The following is an 18,935-nucleotide window of genomic DNA, read 5'->3' on the forward strand; positions in this document are numbered from 1 at the left end:
GGGCCGGGGTCACGCGCGGCGGAAGCGCAGCGTCACCACCTGGAACGGGTTCAGGTCCAGGGCGACGCCGCCGCCGGGCAGCGGCTCGAGCGGCGCCAGCGCGGCGACCTCCGGCTCCTCGCGCTCCAGCAGGTCCCGCACGTCCACCCCCGCGGCCTCGAACCCCGGCCGGACCGTCGCGCGCCCGTGCCCGCCGCGGGACTCGTACAGCCGCACCACGACGTCGCCGGACCGGTCGTCGGCGAGCTTGACCGCCTCCACGACCGCGCCGCCGCCCTCGACGGTGACCAGCGGCGGGATCTCGCCCGCGCCGCGCACCCGGCGGGCGGGCAGGTTGATCCGGTAGCCCTCGCGGACGGCGTCGTCGACACCGGCCCCGACCACCAGGGCGTACCGCATGGTGTGCCGGCCCTGGTCGGTCTCGGGGTCCGGGTAGAGCGGCGCCCGGACCAGCGACAGCCGGACGGTCGTGGCGCCCGCACCCCGCGCGTCGCCGGGGCCCGGCCGGGTGACGTCGTGCCCGTACGTCGAGTCGTTGACCAGCGCGACGCCGTAGCCGGGCTCCGCGACGTGCACCCAGCGGTGGGCGCAGATCTCGAACCGGGCGGCGTCCCACGACGTGTTGGTGTGGGTGGCGCGCTGCACGTGGCCGAACTGGATCTCGCTCGCGGACCGGTCGGCGTGCACGGCCAGCGGGAACGCCGCCTTGCAGAGCGTCTCGCGCTCGTGCCAGTCGACGTCGAGCGCGAGGTCGACCCGGCGCTCCCCGGCCGCCAGCGCGATCGTCTGCACGTAGGTGGATGCGCCGTCCTGCCGCGTCACCCGGACGACCGGGCACGCCGGGTCCGTGGTGTCGACGGTCAGGTCGGTGACCTCGCGGAGCTCCCGGACGCGGTGCCGGTAGAACTCGTCGACGTCCCAGGCGTCGAACCGCACGGGCTGGTCCGGGTGCAGCTGCAGCACGTTGGCCGCCGCCCCGGGCGCGAGGACCTCCCGGGCCTCGACCAGGTCCCGCACGGAGCCGATCGTGCCGTCGGCGTCGACGCGCACCCGCACGAGGCCGTTGTCGAGCACCGTCGCGCCGTCGTCGGACCGGACCTCGACGGTTCCGGCGCCGCCGGTCGTGCCGGCAGCGGGCCCGGCGCCGAGCGCGGGGACGCCGTCGCGGGCGTGCGGGGCGGCGTTCGCGACCACCTCGACGTCCCCGGGGCCGGCCGCCGCCGCGAGCGCGTCCGCGACCAGGGCCTCGAGCTCGCGTGCCAGTCGCTCGTAGGTCTCGCGCGCCTCCCGGTGCACCCAGGCGATGCTGCTGCCGGGAAGGATGTCGTGGAACTGCAGCAGCAGCATGTCCTGCCAGAGCCGGTCCAGGTGCTCGTGCGGGTAGTCCGCGCCGGCGCGCACCGCGGCGGTCGCCGCCCACAGCTCGGCCTCGCGCAGCAGGTGCTCGGTGCGGCGGTTGCCCTGCTTCATCTTCAGCTGGCTGGTGTAGGTGCCGCGGTGGAACTCCAGGTACATCTCGCCGGCCCACACCGGCGCCTGCGGGTACTCGGCCTCCGCCCCGGCGAAGAACTCCGCCGGCGTCTCGACGACCACGCGGGGGGAGCCCTCGAGGTCCGCGACGCGGTGCGCGGTCTCCATCATCTCGCGGGTCGGGCCGCCGCCGCCGTCGCCGTAGCCGAACGGGAGCAGGCTCCGGTTCGCCGGCCCCGCGTCGGCGAAGTTGGCGACCCCGTAGGCCAGCTGCTCCCCGGAGAGCTTCGCGCCGTAGGTGTCCGCGGGCGGGAAGTGCGTGAAGACGCGGCTTCCGTCGATGCCCTCCCACCAGAACGTGTGGTGCGGGAACCGGTTGGTGGTGTTCCACGACATCTTCTGGGAGAGGAACCACCGGAACCCGGCCAGCCGCGCGAGCTGGGGGAGCGCGCCGGTGTAGCCGAAGGAGTCCGGGAGCCAGACCTCGCGTGGCTCGACGCCGAGCTCGCGGTCGAAGAACCGCTTGCCCTGCACGAACTGCCGGACCAGGGCCTCGCCGCCGGGCATGTTGGTGTCGGACTCGACCCACATGCCGCCGACCGGGACGAACTGGCCGGACGCGACCTTCTCCCGGATCCGGTCGAAGACGTGCGGGTGGTGCTCCTTCGTCCACGCGTACTGCTGCGCGGAGGAGCACGCGAACCGCAGGTCCGGGTACGCGTCGGCCAGCGCGACGACGTTGGAGAACGTGCGGGCGCACTTGCGGATGGTCTCGCGGACCGGCCACATCCACGCCGAGTCGATGTGGGCGTGCCCGACCGCGGACACCCGGTGCGCGCTCGGGGCGGCGGGCCGCGCCAGGAGGTCCGCCACCTGGGCGCGGGCGCGCGCGGCGCTGCCCGGGACGTCGCGGACGTCGAGCTCGTCGACCAGGCGCTCCAGCCCGGCGCGGACCTGCTCGCGGCGCGGGTCGTTCACGGGCAGCTGGAGCGCCAGCTCGTGCAGCACCTGGACGTCGAGGGCCAGGGCCTGGACCTCCTCCTCCAAGACGGCGACCTCCGCGCGGGCGAGCCGGTACAGCAGCGTGTCCGGCACGGTCGCGAGGTCGCCCAGGTCGGTGGTGGGCTGTCCGCCGATCGACGGGTTCGCGGCGGCCTCGACGTAGAGGTCGACGACCTCGCCGCCCCGGGCGGACGGGCTGACGGGGACGTAGAGGTTGCGCGGCTCGATGCCCTTCACCGGCACCCCGTCCGGCGTGTACACGAGGCCCTCGGCCTCGAAGCCGGGCCCGCCGGTGCGGAACCCGAGGTCGACGAGCACCTCGACGCGCCGCCCCGCCATGCCGGGCGGGACGACGCCGCGCAGCCGGAACCAGCTGGTGGACCAGGCGCGGCCCCACGGCTCGCCGACGGCGGTCCGCTCGAACGGCAGCCGCACCGCCTCGGCGAAGGGGAGCGGCTCGCCCGGCAGGTGGGCGACGGTCACCTCCAGGGGCGTCCGCTGGGTGTGGACCCACGGCAGGACGCGCTCCTTCAGCGTGCGGTCGATGCGGGCGGTCAGGTCGGCGAGGCTGCGGTGCACGGCTCTCCTCGGTCGGGCGCGCGCACGTCCCCGTACGACGCCGGACGGATGTAGGAACGTTGCCACACTACGGGATGTGCGACTTCGCACACCAGGGCCTCGGAAATCTGGGACGAACGGGGGGAGAACCACTTCGACGCGCGGTCCGCGAGAACCGCTTCTACGCTCGGGGCGGCGGGCTGTGGCAGTGCGGCGCGCGACCGACGTCAGGGAGGTGCGTCGTGGACGTGACCATCGATCTGGGACGGCCGGCGGCGCCCTCGGTGATCGCGGTGCGGGGCGACCTCGACGTGCACAGCGCGTCGGCGCTGCGCGAGGCGCTGCACTGCCTGCTGCAGGCCACCGGGGACGAGCTGCTCGTCGACGCGAGCGACGTCCAGGTGCTCGACGACGCCGGCCGCGCGACCCTCGAGGGCGTGGCGCGGCACTGCCGGGAGTACGGCGGTCAGCTGCGGCTCCCCGCCGACACGTCCGCGTCCTGAGGGCGGCTCGGCCCGAGGACGGCTGAGCGGTTCAGCGGCTGCAGCCCTCAGCGGCTGCAGCGCCTCAGCGCGCCCGGAGCGCCGCGACCTGCGCGGCCGTGAGCCGCCGGTGCGGCACACCCTGCAGCAGCAGCACGACCTGCGCGGCGGCCTCCAGCTCCTCCGCGAGGTCGACGGCGGCGTGGAGGTGCGCCCCGGCGACGACCGACCCGTGGTTCGCCAGGAGCAGCGCGGGCGCGGAGCCGGCCAGCGCCGCCACCCCGTCCGCGAGCTCCGCCGTCCCCGGCAGGGCGAACGGCGCCACCGGCAGGTCCCCGAGCCGCATCACCTGGTACGGGGTGGTCGCCGGCAGCGGCCCGGTGGCCGTCTCCCGCGGGAGCGCCGCCGGCTCCAGGCAGGACGCGGCAACGGCGGCGGGCGAGTGCAGGTGCACCACGGCGACGGCGTCGGGCCGCGCCGCGTAGACCGCGCGGTGCAGCGGGAGCTCCTTCGACGGCCCGGGGTCCGAGGGGTCGTCCCGCAGCGGTGCGCCCGGGTCCACGGGCACGGCCGCGAGCTCCCGGGCGGAGACCCGGCTCAGGCTCGACCCCGTGGGGGTGATGAGCAGCCAGCCGCCGTACCGGACGCTGACGTTGCCCGAGCCGCCCGGCGACAGGCCGCGGGACGCCAGGTGCCGGCACGCCGCCACGACCGCGTCGCGCGCCGCGTCCACCACCTGCCGGTCCACGGTCGGGTCGCCGCCGTCCGGCGGGTGCGTGGTCACGGGCAGACCTCCCAGGCGGTGCGGAACAGGTCGGGCGCCCCGAAGTTCCCGGACTTGAGCAGCACGGCGACGCGCGGCCCCGTGGCGGGCACCATCCACGGCACCCCGGGCGCGGCGGCGGGGCCGACGTGCAGCACCCGCAGGCCCAGCGCCCCGGCGACCGCCCCGGAGGTCTCGCCGCCCGCGACCAGCAGCCGCCGCACGCCCAGGTCGCGGACCGCGCGGGCGGCGACCTCGCCGGCGGCCTGCTCCAGGAGGGCGGCGGCGTGCCGGACCCCCAGCCTGTCCTGCGTGGCGCGCACCGCGGCGGGGTCGGCCGTGGAGGAGACGAGGACGGGTCCGTCGCCACTGCCGAACGCGGCGGCGACCTCGCGGAGCACGGCGTCCAGGGCCGCGGCGGGGTCGGCGTCGAGGGCGACGGCGTCGAGCACGACGCGGGGGCCGTCGAAGGCTGCCACCTGCTCCAGCGTCCGCGCGGAGCAGCTCCCGGAGACGATCAGCGCGCGCCCGCCGTCGGGGCGGGGCGCGTCCGGGCCAGCATCGGTCGGTCCCGTGGTCGCGCGTCCCCCCGCGCGGGCGACGGCCGCCGCGAGCCCGGCCGCCCCGCCCAGCAGCACCCGGCCGCCGGGCGCTCCCGAGCCGAGGGCCAGGGCGGCGCCGGCCAGCACGTCCAGGTCCTCGTCGGTCAGGGCGTCCGCCAGGACGTGCTCCGTCCCGTCCGCCACGAGCCGCGCCAGCGCCTCCGCGGGGTCGCCGGACCGCAGCGCGGCCCACGGCAGCAGGCCGACGCGGCCGGGGGTCTGGCGGCCGAGGACCCGCACGAGGTCGGGGTCGTGCATCGGGGTCAGCGGGTGGTCCCGCAGCGGCGACTCGGACAGCAGGCGGTCGCCGACGAACAGGTGGCCCTGGTACTGCGTCCGCCCGGCCCGCGGCGTGGCGGGGGTGCCGACGGACACCGTGCCCGGCCCGAGCAGCCCGCGCAGGGCGTCCGCGACGGGGCCGATGGTGCCCTCGTCGGTGGAGTCGAAGGTCGAGCAGTACTTCTGGTAGATCGACTGCGCGCCGTGGTCGAGCAGCCAGCGGGCCGCGGCGACGGACTCGGCGACGGCCTGAGCGGGCGGCGCGGTGCGGGTGCGCAGGGCGACCACCGCGCCGTCGCACGGCGGCAGGTCCAGGTCCGGGCCGGGGACGCCCAGCACCACCACGGCGGACCCGCCCGCGTCCCGGACCGCGTCGGCGAGGTCGCACGCGCCCGTCACGTCGTCGGCGACGACGCCCAGTCGCGGCCCGGTCACGTGGTCCGGCCCGCCAGGGCCTCGGCCGGCCGGACCTGCGCGGGCGCGGCGCCGGTGTCGGCGACCACCACCCGCTCGCACCGCTCGCGCAGCACGGCGAGCTGCGCGTCGGTGACCTGGTCGTCGACGACGACGGCGTGCGCCTGCTCCAGCCCGAGCACCCGCATCGGGGCGCGGGCGTCGAGCTTGCGGTGGTCGAGCAGCAGGACCACGCGGTCGGCGATGGCCGCCATCGCGCGCTTGGTGTCGGCGTCCCACTGGTCGGCGGAGAACACCCCGGCGGCCCCGGCGGCTGTGGCCGACAGCACGGCGACGTCGACGGCCAGGTCCGCGAGGCCCGCCCGGGTGCTGGGCCCGGCGAACGAGCGGGTGGCGCGGTGGTAGGTGCCGCCGAGCGCGACCACCTCCAGGTCGTCGCGGCCGGTGCACGTGGTGATGACGGGCACGGAGTGGGTGACGACGGTCAGCCCCTCGGGCAGCCGGCGGGCGAGGGCGGCGACGGTCGTGCCGGCGTCGAGCGCGACCACGCCGGCGTCGGCGAGCAGCGGCAGGGCGGCGCGCGCGATGGCGTCCTTCTCCCGGGTGGCCTCGGTGCGCCGGAGCTCGAACGGCGGCGCCGCGCTGCCGTCCAGCAGGCTGGCGCCCCCGACGACGCGGCGGACGCGCCCCTCCGCGGCGAGCTGCCCGAGGTCCCGCCGGATGGTCATCTCGGACACGCCGAGCTCGGCGGCCGCGGTGCTGGAGGAGACGTAGCCGGACTCCTCCAGGCGGCGCAGCAGCTCGTCGCGTCGGCGGGGAGCGGCGGAGTAGCGCACGGGGGTCATCCAACGGCGGCGCACCGGGGTTGTCAATCGACGGACACGGTTGACCGATCTGTTCGATCTCGCACACACTGGCGCCGTGAGTGCCCCACGGCTGGGACTCGGCATCGACGTCGGGACCACCAACACCAAGGTCGCGCTCGTCGCGGTGCCCGCGGACCCCGGCGAGGGGCCGGCCGTCGACCTCCTCGCCGTGGCCGCCGCGCCCACGCCGGAGCCCGCGGCGCTGGACCGCACCCTCCGGGAGCTCACCGTCCGGGCGCTCGCGCAGGGGACCCGGCGCCTCGGCCCCACCCGCGGTCGCCCCCGGCGCGCCCCCGACGCCGTCGGCATCGCGTCGATGGCCGAGACCGGCGTGCCGCTCGATCGCGACGGGCGCGCGCTGGGTCGGTGGCTCCGCTGGGACGGGCACCGGGCGGCGTCCGAGGCGGCGGCGCTCGCGGACCGGCTGGGCGCCCGCGCCCTGTTCGAGGCGACCGGCGTGCGGCCGAGCGCGAAGGTCCCGCTCGCCACCCTCGCGTGGCTCGCCGCGCACGAGCCGGGCGTCCGCTCGGCGATGACCCGCTGGTCGGGCGTCGCGGACCTGGTGTGCCTCGGCATGACCGGGGCCCTGGTCACGGACCACACGCTCGCCGGCCGGACGATGGCGTACCCCCTGCCCGCCGCGGGCGAGCCCCTGCCGGGGGCCTTCGACGCGCGCCTGCTGGCCGAGGTCGGCCTGACCCCCGGGCACCTGCCCCGCGTGGCCGCGCCCGACGCCCCGGCGGGCGCGGTGCGGCACGCCGCGTGGGCCGCCGCCGGGGTGCGGCTCGGCACCCCCGTGACGGTCGCGGGGCACGACCACGCCGTCGGGGCCTGGGCCGCCGGGGTCCGGGCGCCCGGCGACGTGGCCGACTCGATCGGCACGGCCGAGGCGCTGTACACCGTGCTCGCGGGCGACCCGGTCCGCGCGGACGTCGCGGGCGCCGGGATGAGCCTGGTCCGCACCGTCACCGGGCGGCCGGCCCTGCTCGCCGGGTCCTCCAGCGCGGGCGCGATGGTCCGGTGGTGGCTGGAGCACGAGGCCCCGGGCCGCACGGCGGAGGACCTGTTCGACGCGGTCGCCGCCCTGCCGCCGGACGCCCACCCGCGGGACGTGGTGGTGCTGCCGTACGTCTCCGGGCGGCAGACCCCGGACCCCGACCCCGCCGCCCGCGTCGCCGTGCTGCACCGGGACGGGCACGGCCCGGCCGAGCTCGCCGCCGCGATGGTCGACGGCCTCGCGCTGCACGCCCGCTGGATGCTCGACGCCCAGCTCCGGCTCGCCCGCGGCCACCTGCGGCCCCGGCACCTCGTCGTGCTCGGCGGCCCCGCCTCCCGCAACACCCCGTGGATGCGGGCCAAGGCCGCGGTCAGCCCCGTGCCGCTGCGGCTCGTCGACTGCGCCGAGCCGGTGGCCGCGGGCGCCGCGCTGCTGGGGCTGCACCGCGCGGGGCTGCTCGGGGCGGGGCTGCTCGGTCCTGGGTCGGTCGGCCCGGGCGAGCCGCCCGTGCTCCCCGCGCTGCCCGGCCTGCCGGACGGCAGCCCGTTCCCCGAGACCCGACCCGACGCCGACGCGGCGCTCGACCGGTTCGTGCGCGCCGCGCTCGCCGGTGCCACCCCCGACCCCGACCCCGACCGCCAGGAGGCCCAGCCGTGACCCAGCAGACCAGCACGCCGACGCTCGACGCGATCGCCCGACCGTCCGGCGCCCTCGCGATGGTCGCGATGGACCAGCGCGAGAGCCTGCGGACGATGTTCGACCAGGCCGGCGCCGGGCGGGTGGACGACGCCACGATGGTCGCCTTCAAGCTCGACGTCGCCCGCGCGCTCGGCCCGCTGGCGTCCGGGTTCCTCATCGACCGCGAGTACGGGGTCGAGCAGGCGGCCCCGCTGCTGCCCCCCTCGTGCGGCCTGATCCTCGCCGCGGACGCCCTGGAGCAGGAGGCGGGCGGGCCGGTCGAGGAGACGGGGCTCGACGAGGTCGTCATCGCCCCCGACGCGGACCTGCACGGGGCCGTCGCCATCAAGCTGCTGGTCATCTGGCGGCGGGACGCCCGCCGCGAGCAGCGGGTGGAGCTCGCGCGGCGGTTCGTCGAGGTCGCCGCGCAGCGCGGGGTGCTGTCCGTGCTGGAGCCGGTCGTCCGGGCGACGCCCGAGGAGGTCGCCGCGGGCACCTGGGACACCGAGGCCGCCATCGCCGAGGCGGCGCGCGAGCTGTCGCCGCTCGGGCCCAGCCTCTACAAGGTGCAGGTGCCCCTCGGCGGGAGGGCGGCCGCCGCGGAGCTCGAGCGGGCGTGCGCGACCCTCGGGGAGTCGATCACCGGGCCGTGGGTCGTGCTGTCCCAGGGCGTCGACCGGGACGACTTCGCCGGCGCGGTGCGGGCCGCCTGCCGCGGCGGGGCCAGCGGGTTCCTGGCCGGGCGGGCGCTGTGGAGCGACGTCGTCGGCCGCCCGGACGTGCCGGCCGCCCTCGCGGAGGTGTCCGTGCCGCGGCTGCAGCGGCTCGTGGACCTCGTGGACGCCGAGGCCCGGCCGTGGACCGCGGCGTGACCGGCCCTGCTGCGGCGCCGGGTGCCGCCGCCGCGCCGGGCGCCGTCCCGGGCGCCGCCGGGACCGTCGGGCTGCTGCACACCGTCCCCGCCCTCGCGGCGCGGTTCGACGCCGACGTCGACGCGGCCGCCCCCGGGCTCCGGCGCGTGCACGTCGTGGACGGCTGGCTGCTGGCCACGGCGATCGCCTCGGGCGTCACCCCGGAGGTCGAGGCCGCCGTCCTCGCGCACGTGCGGCACCTCGCGGACGCGGGGGCCTCCGCCGTGCTGGTGACGTGCTCCTCGATCGGCGAGGCGGCCGAGCGGGCCGCCGCCGCGGTGGACGTGCCGGTGCTGCGCGTCGACGCGGCGATGGCGCGCGAGGCGGTGACCCGGGCGGCGCTGCCCGGCGCGCACGGGCGCGTCGCGGTGCTCGCGACGCTCGGCTCGACGCTCGGTCCGACCGGGCGGCTCGTCGAGCGGGCCGCCGCGGACGCGGACGCCGCGGAGGCCGTCGAGGTCGTCGCCCGCGTGGTCGAGGGCGCCGCGGCGGCGCGGGACGCCGGCGACGGGGAGCGCGCGGACCGGCTGGTGGCGGCGGCGGTCGCGGAGGCCGCCGCGGACGCGGACGTCGTGGTGCTGGCGCAGGCGTCGATGGCCGGGGCAGCCGCCCTGGCGGAGGTGGACGTGCCGGTGCTCACCTCGCCCGCGGGCGGGGTCGCGGCGCTGGTGCAGGCCCTGGGGACGACCGCCGGCGGTGCCGCCGGTGCGCGATGAGAGGACGAGCGTGACCGACCACGACGACCACGGCGTGCACCTGCTCGCCTACACCGAGCGGCTCGGCGGCGACCTCGCCGGCGTGCGGGCGCTGCTCCGGGAGGGGCCGCTCTCCGCCTTCAGCGGCGTGCACCTGCTGCCGTTCTTCGTGCCGTTCGACGGCGACGACGCGGGCTTCGACCCGGTCGACCACGGCACCGTCGACCCCCGGCTCGGGAGCTGGGACGACGTCCGGTCGCTCGCCGCCGACGGCGTCCACGTCACCGCGGACCTCATCGTCAACCACGTCTCGGCGTCGTCGGCGGAGTTCGCGGACTGGCTCGCGCGCGGCGCCGCGTCCCCGTCCGACGGCATGTTCCTCACCTTCGACACGGTGTTCCCGGACGGCGGGCGCGAGGCGGACATCACCGCGTTCTACCGGCCGCGCACCGGACTGCCGTTCACGCCGTACCAGCAGGCCGACGGGACGCGGCGGCTGGTGTGGACCACCTTCATGCCGACGCAGGTCGACCTCGACGTGCACCACCCCGCCGCCGTCGCGTACCTGCGCCGGACGCTGCGCACGCTCCGGGAGGGCGGGGTGTCGACGGTCCGGCTCGACGCGGTCGGCTACGCCGTCAAGACCCCCGGCACCGACTCGTTCATGACCCCGCACACCCTGGAGTTCGTCGAGCGGATCACCGCGCTCGCCCACGAGGAGGGCCTGCGGGTGCTGGTCGAGGTGCACGCGCACCACTCGCAGCAGGCCGCGATCGCCCCGCTGGTCGACCTGGTCTACGACTTCGCCCTGCCGCCCCTGCTGCTGCACGGGCTGGCGACGGGCGAGTCGGCGCGGCTGCGGCACTGGCTGGACATCCGGCCGGCGAACGCGATCACGGTCCTGGACACCCACGACGGCATCGGCGTGATCGACGCGGGACCGTCGGGCGACCGGCCCGGCCTGCTGTCCTCCGAGGACATGGCCGCCGTGTTCGCCGAGGCCGAGCGCCGCACCGGCGGGGAGTCGGCGCTGGCGTCGGCGAAGGTCGCCTGGGCGGCGCTCCCGCACCAGATCAACGCGACGTTCTTCTCCGTGCTCGGCGAGGACCCGACGGCGTACCTGCTCGCCCGGTGCGTGCAGCTCTTCGTGCCCGGCCGGCCGCAGATCTACTACGTCGGCCTGCTCGCCGGGACGAACGACATGGCCCGGTTCGCCCGCTCCGGGCAGGGACGGGACGTCAACCGGCACCACTACACGGCGGAGGAGCTCGCGACCGCCCTGGCCGGGGAGGTGACGCGGGCGCAGCTCGGGCTCGTGGGGCTGCGCACCGAGCACCCGGCCTTCCGGGGCGACTTCACCGCGACCGAGCCCGCCGCGGGGCGGCTCCAGCTCGCGTGGCACGACGCGGCCGGTGCGGCGGCGGTGCTGACCGTGGACCTCACGCCCGGTGCGCAGGGGTTCGCGATCGAGGTGACGGGCGGCGTCGAGGGCGACCAGCGGTACGCGTCGGTGGCGGACCTGGCGGCGCTCGCGGACCAGCACGCGGACGCCTCCCGCGCCTGACCGGCGGGGATCCGCGGCGGCGTTGCCCCGCACCCCGCCGGTGTGGTTTCGTTCTCATATGGCATCGATGCCAGATCCCCTGACCTCGGACGACGCGCCCGCGCGGGTCGTGGAGCTCGACGGTCCCGGGTGGCTGCTGCGGGAGGCGCTGGGCGACACCTGGCAGTGGCACGTCGACAGCGGGGCCCAGGGGCTGAACAACGCCGCGGACGCCGCCCGCGCGGCCGCCGCGACGCCGGGCTGGTGGCCCGCGACCGTCCCGGGCTCCGTCGTGACCGACCTGGCGCGCGCGGGCGAGCTGCCCGACCCGTACCGGGGCCGCAGCAGCCGCGCCGCCGAGTGGACCGGCGCCCGCTCCTGGGTGCTCCGCCGCACCGTGGACCTCCCGGAGCGCGGCCCGGGGCAGCGGGTCGTCGCCGAGCTGGACGGCGTGGACCCGTCCGGGACGCTGTTCTGGGACGGTGCGCCGATCGGGCGGGTCGACGGCCTCTACCACCGGCTGCGGGCCGAGGTGCCCGCCGTGGCGGCGTCCCCGGGACCGCACCGGGTGGCCGTCGTGGTCGACCCCGTCCCGCCCAACGAGCCGCAGGTCGGCCGGACCGAACGGGTGCGGGTGCACCGGCCGCGGATGAACGAGGGCTGGGACTTCTGCCCCCGGTTCCCGCACCAGGGGCTGTGGCGGTCGGCGCGCGTGGTGGTCGACCGGGTGCACCTGGCGGACCTGGCCGTCCGCGCCGACCTCGAGGGGGAGGACGGCGTCGTCCGGCTGTCGGGCACGGCCGAGGTGGCGGGCGCGGGCCCGGCGTCCGAGGACGCTGCCCTGGAGGTCGAGGTCCGGGACGCCGCCGGCGCCGTCGTGGCGACCGGCCGGCTGGCCCTGCCCGCCGGCGGCGCCCGGCGGCCGGTCGCGGGGGAGGTCCGGGTGCCGCGGCCGGCGCTCTGGTGGCCGCGGCGGCTGGGGGCGCCGGTCGTCTACACGGTGCACGTCCGGACGCCGGCCGGCCGGGAGGCGTGGCGGGGGACCGCCGGGTTCCGCACGGCGCGCCTGGTGCCGAACGAGGGCGCACCGGCCGGGGCGCTCGCGTACACGGCGGAGGTCAACGGGGTGCGGGTGCCGCTGCTCGGCTGGAACTGGGCGCCCGCCGACGCCCAGTACGGCGCGGTGCGGCCCGAGCGCCTGCGGCACCTGATCGGGCTGGCCGCGGACTCCGGCGCCGTGCTGCTGCGTGTGTGGGGCGGCGGGCTGGTCGAGACCGAGGACTTCTACGACGCGTGCGACCGCGCCGGGCTGCTGGTCTGGCAGGAGCTCTCGCAGTCGTCGTCCGGCATGCAGAGCGCCCCGGCGACCGACGACGCGTTCGTCGCCATGCTGCGCGCGGAGGCCGCCGCGGTCGTCCCGGCGCGCACGCACCACCCGAGCCTGCTGCTGTGGGGCGGCGGGAACGAGCTCGACCTCGATGGCGTGCCCCTGGACGAGGACCGGTCCCCGGCGCTCGCCGCGCTGCGGGACGAGGTCGCCCGGCTGGACCCGGGCCGCGCGTGGCTGCCGACCTCCCCGACCGGGCCGGCGTTCCACCACCGCGCGGACGTCATCGCGGCGGCCCCGGAGGACCAGCACGACGTGCACGGCCCGTGGGAGCACCAGGGCCTGACCGGCCAGCACGCGCTCGCGGACGCGGGGACGTGCCTGGCGCACAGCGAGTTCGGCGTCGAGGGCATGGCGAACCGCCGGCTGCTCGACCACGTGGTGCCGGCCGACGAGGTGTGGCCGCTGGACCGGTCCAACCCGGTGCACCGGCACCTCGGCGAGTGGTGGGACAACGCCCCCCTGGTGCAGGACTGCTTCGGCGGCCGGCTCACCGACGTCGAGGGCTACCGCCGGGCCAGCCAGCACCTGCAGGCGACCGGCCTCGCGTACGCGGTGGAGGCGGACCGGCGGCGCTGGCCCCGCTGCTCCCTGGTCCTGCCGTGGCAGCTCGCCGAGTCGTACCCCACCACGTGGTGCACCGCCGTGGTCGACCACCTCGGCGACGTGAAGCCGGCGTTCCACGCCGTGACCCGGGCCTTCGCTCCGGACCGCGCGACGCTCCGGACCGCCACCACCGCGTGGGGCGGCCGCGCGCACGCCGCCGCCGAGGTCTGGCTGTGGTCCGACCGCGGCGTGGCGTCCGGGTCCCGGGTGGTGGCGCGCCTGCGCACGGCGGACGGCGACGTCCTCGCGGAGCAGGGCTGGGGCGTCGAGGGTCGCGTCCGGCACCCGCGGCCCGTCGGCGAGCTGCGGGTGCCGGCCGCCTCACTGCCCCCGGGCGCCGTGCTGCTCTGGGACGTGCTGTGGACCGGGCCGGACGGCGCGCCGCTGGACCACGAGGTCGTCACCGCGACCACCGCCGCCGACCTGGCGCCGCTGCTCGACCTCGCGCCGGCCGCGGTCGACGTCACCGTGCGGCCGGACGGGGCGGACGCCGCGGCCGTGACCGTGACGCACCGGGGCGGCCGGGCGGTCGTCGGCCTGGAGCTGCGGGACGCGCGCCCGGCCGGCGCCCCCGGCTGGGCGGTGCTCGACGGCGACCCGCGCCCGCTGCTGCCCGGCGCCGCCCGCACGCTGCGCGTCCGCTGGCGGGAGCACCAGGACGGCCCCCGCCCGCTCACCGTCGAGGCGTGGAACCTCCCGCCGGTCCTGCTCGACCCGACCCCACCCGCGCACGCACCCCCACCCCCGCACGCACCGAGGAGCTGCACCCGTGACCGTCACGTTCCCGCCCGACTTCCTGTGGGGCGCCGCCACGTCCGCCTACCAGATCGAGGGCAGCCTCGACGCCGACGGCCGCGGCCGGTCGGTGTGGGAGGAGTTCGCCGCGCGACCCGGGGCGGTGGAGGGCGGCGGCGACGGTTCGCGCGCGTGCGATTCCTACCGGCGGTGGCGCGAGGACGTCGACCTGGTCGAGGAGCTCGGGCTGCGGGCCTACCGGTTCTCCGTGGCGTGGTCGCGGGTGGTGCCCGAGGGCCGGGGACGCGTCGAGACCCGCGGCCTGGACCACTACGAGCGGTTCGTCGACGCCCTCCTGGACCGCGGCGTCGAGCCGGTGCTGACCCTGAACCACTGGGACATGCCCCAGGCGCTCATGGCCGACGGCGGGTGGGCCGGGCGCGGCAGCGTCGACGCGTTCGCCGAGTACGCCGACGCGGTGGCGGAGCGCCTGGGCGACCGGGTGCAGTGGTGGATCACGCAGAACGAGCCGTGGATCGTCCAGCTGCTCGGCTACCAGCTCGGCCTGCACGCCCCGGGGGTCGCGGACCTCGCGGCGTCCGTCCGGGCGGGGCACCACGTGCTGCTCGGCCACGGGGCCGCCGCGGACGCGATCCACGCCCGGGTGCCCGGCGCCCGCACCGGCTGCGCGCTCAGCCTGTTCCCGTGCGACCCCGCGACGGACTCGGACGAGGACGCGGCCGCCGCGTGGGGCTCCGACGGGTACGTGAACCGCTGGTACCTGGACCCGCTCGCGGGCCGCGGGTACCCGGCCGACATGCGGGCGCACTACGAGCGGGCGCTCGGGACCTCGCTGGACGACGTCGTCCGGGACGGCGACGAGGACCGGATCGGCGGCCGGCAGGACTTCCTGGGCATCAACTACTACACGCGCCGGGTCATGGCGGCGGCGCCCGCGGGCCCGGACCGGCCGTTCCCGTGGCAGGTGGTCGGCCCGGGCCGCGACGTCCCGCGCACCGACGAGGGCTGGGAGATCGTCCCGGACGCCCTGCGCGACCTGCTGCTGCGGCTGCACCGCGACCACCCCGGCACGCCGCTGATGATCACCGAGAACGGCGGCGTGTTCGGCGACGCGCCCACCCACGACGGCCGGGTGCACGACGTCCGGCGCACCGAGCTGCTGCTCGGCCACCTGCGCGCCGTGCACGAGGCGATCGAGGGCGGCGCGCCCGTGGTGGGGTACATGCACTGGTCGCTGCTCGACAACTTCGAGTGGTCGCTGGGCTACCGGCCGCGGTTCGGGCTGGTGCACGTCGACTACGCGACGGGGCGGCGCACCGTGAAGGACTCCGGGCGCGTGTACGCGTCGATCGCCCGCACCGGGACGCTGCCCGACGCGCTGCCCGGCATCGCCCCGTTCGGCTGAGCGCCGGCCCCCACCACACCAGCCCCCACGACCCCCGAGGAACCATGCGCATCACCGCCGGACCCGGCACCCACACCCTCGTCGCCGACACCTACGTGCTGCAGGTCCGGGCGAACCCGCCGCGCGCGGTGCTCGCGGACCCCGACGGGCGGATCTGGTCGCACCTCAGCCTGCTCGCGTCGGTGGACCGCGTCGGTGTGGCCGACGAGTCGCTCGACGTCGGCGTCCCGACGGTGCACCGGCCGGACGGCACCGCGGTCGGGTCGGAGCCGGCGGAGGTCGACGCGGCGGAGGTGCGGCTGGACGTGACGAGCACCGCCTGGCGCCGCCGCCGCGTCACGCTGCGGTGCCTGCCGGACCGGCTGGAGCTGGTGGTCGACGTCGAGGGCGACGGCGTGCTGACCGACGTGCGGCTGCTCGGGGGCCGGGCGGTGCTGGACAACGGCGCCGGCGGGACGTTCCGGTCGTCGACGGAGTTCGCGTCGGTGTTCGTGCCGACGCCGACCGAGCCGGTGCACCTGGTCCGGCCCGCGGCGTCCCCGGCGACCCTCGGCGTCCTCGGCGACGCGTCGCCGGGGCGGCTGCACGCGGTGTTCTCGCCCCCGCCGCTGTGCCTGGTGCTCGGCCGCGAGCGGTCCGCGTCGGCGCTGGACGTCCCCGGCGGCGGCTGGCTCGGCCTCGGGCTCGTCGCCCCCGTGACGGACCTGCGGCTCACCGAGCTGCGGTACCAGCCGCTGGACGGCGGGTTCCTGCTGGAGCTCGACCACGACGCCCACACCACGGTCGCCGGCGCGTGGCGCAGCCCCGCGGTGGTGCTGCGTCCCGCCGCCGACCCGTGGCGGGCGCTCGCGGACCACCGGGCCGACCTGGTCGCCGCGGGGGCGCCGGAGGGCCCGGCCGAACCCCGGGCGGCCTGGTGGTCCGAGCCCGTCTTCTGCGGCTGGGGCGCCCAGTGCGCCCGCGCGCCGCTGCCCGGGGAGCCCGCCGCCCACCCGTACTACCTGGAGGACCTCGGGCCCGCCGTCGTGCCGCCCGGCCTGCCGATCGCCCCGGACCTCGCCCGGCAGGACGTGTACGACGAGCTGCTCGACCACCTCGCCGCCCACGACGTCGTGCCCGGGACGGTCGTGATCGACGACAAGTGGCAGGCGGCGTACGGCACGGGCGAGGTCGACACCGGGCGGTGGCCGGACCTGCGCGCGTGGGTCGCCGCCCGGCACGCGGCGGGGCAGCGCGTGCTGCTGTGGTGGAAGGCCTGGGACCCGGAGGGGCTGCCCGCCGACGAGTGCCTGGTCGACGCGGGCGGGCGCCCGGTGGCGGTCGACCCCGCGAGCCCGGCGTACCGCGAGCGGGTGCGCCGCACGGTCGCGCACCTGCTGGGGCCGGACGGCATCGACGCGGACGGGTTCAAGGTGGACTTCACGCAGCGGTCGCCCGCCGGGCACGCGGTCCACCGGCACGCAGCGGCGGCGGGGACCGAGCCGGGGGTCCCCCGCCCGGACGGGCCGTGGGGCGCCGCGGCCCTGCACGCGCTGCTGCACGACCTGTACCGGGCCGCGAAGGCCGCCAAGCCGGACGCGCTGGTGGTGACCCACACCCCGCACCCGGCGTTCGCGGACGTGTGCGACATGGTCCGGCTGAACGACGTGCTCGAGCGGGACACCGACGCGGCCGTCGTCCCGCTCGCCGACCAGATGCGGGTCCGCCGGTCGATCGCCCGCGCCGCGCTGCCCGGCCACCTGGTCGACACCGACCAGTGGCCGATGCTGGACGTCGCGCAGTGGCGGGACTACGTCGCCGCGCAGGCCGAGGGCGGGGTGCCGGCGCTGTACTACGCCGAGCGCGTCGACCGTTCCGGGGAGCCGCTGACGCCCGCCGACCTCGCGCTGGTGGCGGACGGGTGGCGGGCGTACCGGGCGGCGCTCGCGGACGGCGCCGCCGCCGGCCGTGCCGCTGCCGCGGCTCCGGGGGCCGGGCGGTGACCGACGCCGAGGTCGTCGTCGTCGGCGCGACCTCCGCGGGCGTCTGCGCGGCCGTCGCGGCGGCGGAGGCCGGGGCGTCGGTCGTGCTGCTCGAGCCCGGGCAGCACGTCGGCGGCATGACGTCGGGCGGGCTCGGCTACACGGACGTCGGCGACGTGCGCGTCCTCGGCGGTATGGCGGCCCGGTTCCGCGAGGACGTCGCCGCGCACTACGGCGTCGCGGTCGGGACCTGGGCGGGCCCGGAGCCGCACGTCGCGGAGGGCGTCTTCCGCCGCTGGCTCGACCACCCGCGGGTCCGGGTGGAGCACGGCGCCGCGGTCCGGTCCGCCGAGGTCGTGGACGGTGCGATCCGGTCGGTCACGACCGCCGACGGCCGGCGCTGGTCCGGCGGGGCGTTCGTCGACGCGACCTACGAGGGCGACCTGCTGGCGCTCGCGGGCGTCCCGTTCGCGGTCGGGCGGGAGGACCGGTCGCTGCACGGCGAGACGCTGGCCGGTCGCCGGGAGCCGGTCCCGGGCCGCCACGCGTTCCCCGGCTGGGTGTCGCCGTTCGTGGACGACCCGGCGGGGGAGGTCGCGGGCGCCGTGCTCCCGCAGGTCCGGGACCGGCCGCTCGCCCCGGTCGGCTCCGGGGACGGCGGCGTCATGTCCTACGGCTACCGCCTGTGCCTGACCACCGCGCCGGACCGGGTCCCGGTGGAGCGGCGCGCCGGGTACGACGAGGCGTACTGGGAGCTGGGGCGGCGCCTGTTCCGCCACTGGGAGCGGGAGGGGCGGGTGCCGGAGGCGGGGCGGCTGCTCGGGCTGGAGCCGAACCTGCCGGGCGGCAAGGCCGACGGGAACTCCCTGGGGCCGTTCTCGCTGAGCGTGCTGGACGGCTCCGCGTGGGAGTACCCCACCGCGGGCCCGGACCGGCGCGAGGAGATCCGGCTGCACCACCTGCACCACGCGCAGGACTTCCTCTGGTTCCTCACCCACGACCCCGCGGTCCCGGCACCGGTGCGCCGGGAGCTCGCCCGCTGGGGGCTGCCCGCCGACGAGTTCGCCGACACCGACCACCTGCCGCACCAGCTCTACGTCCGCGAGGCCCGCCGCATGGTGGGGGAGGTCGTGCTGACCGAGCACGACCTGCGGCGCCCCGCGCGGTGGCACGACGTGGTGGCGATGGGCTCGTACCACCTGGACGTGCGGGAGGTGCAGCGGACGTGGCGCTGGGTGCACGAGCACCCGCGGCCCGTCGGGATGGTCGTGACGGAGGGCTACCTCTCGGTGCCGGTGCCGCCGTACCCGGTCCCGTACCGGGCGCTGGTCCCGCGGTGGGAGGACTGCCGCAACCTGCTGGTGCCCGTGTGCGTGTCGGCGTCGCACGTGGCGTTCTCGTCCGTCCGGATGGAGCCGCAGTACCAGATGCTCGGGCACGCGGCGGGGCTCGCGGCGGCGCACGCCGTCGCGTCGGGGCGGGACGTGCAGGCGGTGGACGTCGCGGCGCTGCAGGACGCGCTCCGCGCCCAGGGGCAGGTCCTGGCCGTCTGAGCCCGGC

General features: G+C 77.8%; 12 protein-coding genes and 1 pseudogene. 9 read left to right on the forward strand and 4 right to left on the reverse strand.

Going from position 1 to position 18,935, the window contains the following annotated elements:
• Positions 1 to 9: 9 nt before the first annotated feature.
• Positions 10 to 3,051, reverse strand: a complete 3,042-nt coding sequence (locus tag QNH85_RS03475; RefSeq protein ID WP_282944648.1) for an alpha-mannosidase — start codon at positions 3,049 to 3,051, stop codon at positions 10 to 12.
• A 227-nt stretch (positions 3,052 to 3,278) separates the two neighbouring features.
• On the opposite strand from QNH85_RS03475, the gene QNH85_RS03480 reads away from it, so the two are divergent.
• Positions 3,279 to 3,533, forward strand: coding sequence for an STAS domain-containing protein (locus QNH85_RS03480; RefSeq protein ID WP_282944650.1), 255 nt, complete (start codon positions 3,279 to 3,281; stop codon positions 3,531 to 3,533).
• A gap of 64 nt (positions 3,534 to 3,597) precedes the next feature.
• On the opposite strand, the gene QNH85_RS03485 is transcribed toward QNH85_RS03480, so the two are convergent.
• The 3 genes from QNH85_RS03485 to QNH85_RS03495 are packed head-to-tail and all read right to left on the reverse strand — an operon-like array spanning position 3,598 to position 6,406.
• A complete protein-coding gene (locus QNH85_RS03485) occupies positions 3,598 to 4,296 on the reverse strand; it encodes a class II aldolase/adducin family protein (RefSeq protein ID WP_282944651.1) in 699 nt (232 codons plus the stop codon).
• The gene (gene otnK, locus QNH85_RS03490; RefSeq protein WP_282944652.1) at positions 4,293 to 5,591 is read right to left on the reverse strand and encodes a 3-oxo-tetronate kinase; all 1,299 of its coding nucleotides are present in this window, start codon (positions 5,589 to 5,591) and stop codon (positions 4,293 to 4,295) included. The genes QNH85_RS03485 and otnK overlap by 4 nt, the downstream gene beginning before the upstream one ends.
• A complete protein-coding gene (locus QNH85_RS03495) occupies positions 5,588 to 6,406 on the reverse strand; it encodes a DeoR/GlpR family DNA-binding transcription regulator (protein WP_282944653.1) in 819 nt (272 codons plus the stop codon). Before QNH85_RS03495 ends, otnK begins: the two co-directional genes overlap by 4 nt.
• Before the next feature lie 85 nt (positions 6,407 to 6,491).
• Between QNH85_RS03495 and QNH85_RS03500 the strand changes: the two genes are divergently transcribed.
• The 8 genes and pseudogenes from QNH85_RS03500 to QNH85_RS03535 all read left to right on the forward strand — a co-directional run bounded on the left by QNH85_RS03500 (position 6,492) and on the right by QNH85_RS03535 (position 18,928).
• Positions 6,492 to 8,090 (forward strand): FGGY-family carbohydrate kinase, encoded by a 1,599-nt coding sequence (locus QNH85_RS03500; RefSeq protein ID WP_282944654.1) that lies wholly within the window; start codon positions 6,492 to 6,494, stop codon positions 8,088 to 8,090.
• Positions 8,087 to 8,983, forward strand: coding sequence for a hypothetical protein (locus QNH85_RS03505; RefSeq protein ID WP_282944655.1), 897 nt, complete (start codon positions 8,087 to 8,089; stop codon positions 8,981 to 8,983). Before QNH85_RS03500 ends, QNH85_RS03505 begins: the two co-directional genes overlap by 4 nt.
• Positions 8,980 to 9,738 carry an aspartate/glutamate racemase family protein gene (locus QNH85_RS03510; RefSeq protein WP_282944657.1) on the forward strand — a complete coding sequence of 253 codons (759 nt, stop codon included), beginning with the start codon at positions 8,980 to 8,982 and terminating at the stop codon, positions 9,736 to 9,738. Before QNH85_RS03505 ends, QNH85_RS03510 begins: the two co-directional genes overlap by 4 nt.
• 10 nt (positions 9,739 to 9,748) lie before the next feature.
• Positions 9,749 to 11,281, forward strand: coding sequence for an alpha-amylase family glycosyl hydrolase (locus tag QNH85_RS03515; RefSeq protein ID WP_282944659.1), 1,533 nt, complete (start codon positions 9,749 to 9,751; stop codon positions 11,279 to 11,281).
• Positions 11,282 to 11,348: 67 nt separating this feature from the next.
• Positions 11,349 to 12,263, forward strand: a pseudogene (locus tag QNH85_RS19990) (glycosyl hydrolase 2 galactose-binding domain-containing protein); the annotation flags it as partial.
• 1,759 nt (positions 12,264 to 14,022) lie between these two features.
• The gene (locus QNH85_RS03525; RefSeq protein ID WP_282944959.1) at positions 14,023 to 15,414 is read left to right on the forward strand and encodes a GH1 family beta-glucosidase; all 1,392 of its coding nucleotides are present in this window, start codon (positions 14,023 to 14,025) and stop codon (positions 15,412 to 15,414) included.
• Between the two features lie 44 nt (positions 15,415 to 15,458).
• Complete coding sequence (locus QNH85_RS03530; protein ID WP_282944983.1) at positions 15,459 to 17,396, forward strand: hypothetical protein; 1,938 nt, start codon at positions 15,459 to 15,461, stop codon at positions 17,394 to 17,396.
• Complete coding sequence (locus QNH85_RS03535) at positions 17,393 to 18,928, forward strand: FAD-dependent oxidoreductase (protein WP_282944661.1); 1,536 nt, start codon at positions 17,393 to 17,395, stop codon at positions 18,926 to 18,928. The genes QNH85_RS03530 and QNH85_RS03535 overlap by 4 nt, the downstream gene beginning before the upstream one ends.
• The last annotated feature ends 7 nt before the right edge of the window (positions 18,929 to 18,935 follow it).

The organism is Cellulomonas endometrii, assembly GCF_949769265.1.
GTDB classification, from domain to species: Bacteria; Actinomycetota; Actinomycetes; order Actinomycetales; family Cellulomonadaceae; genus Cellulomonas; species Cellulomonas endometrii.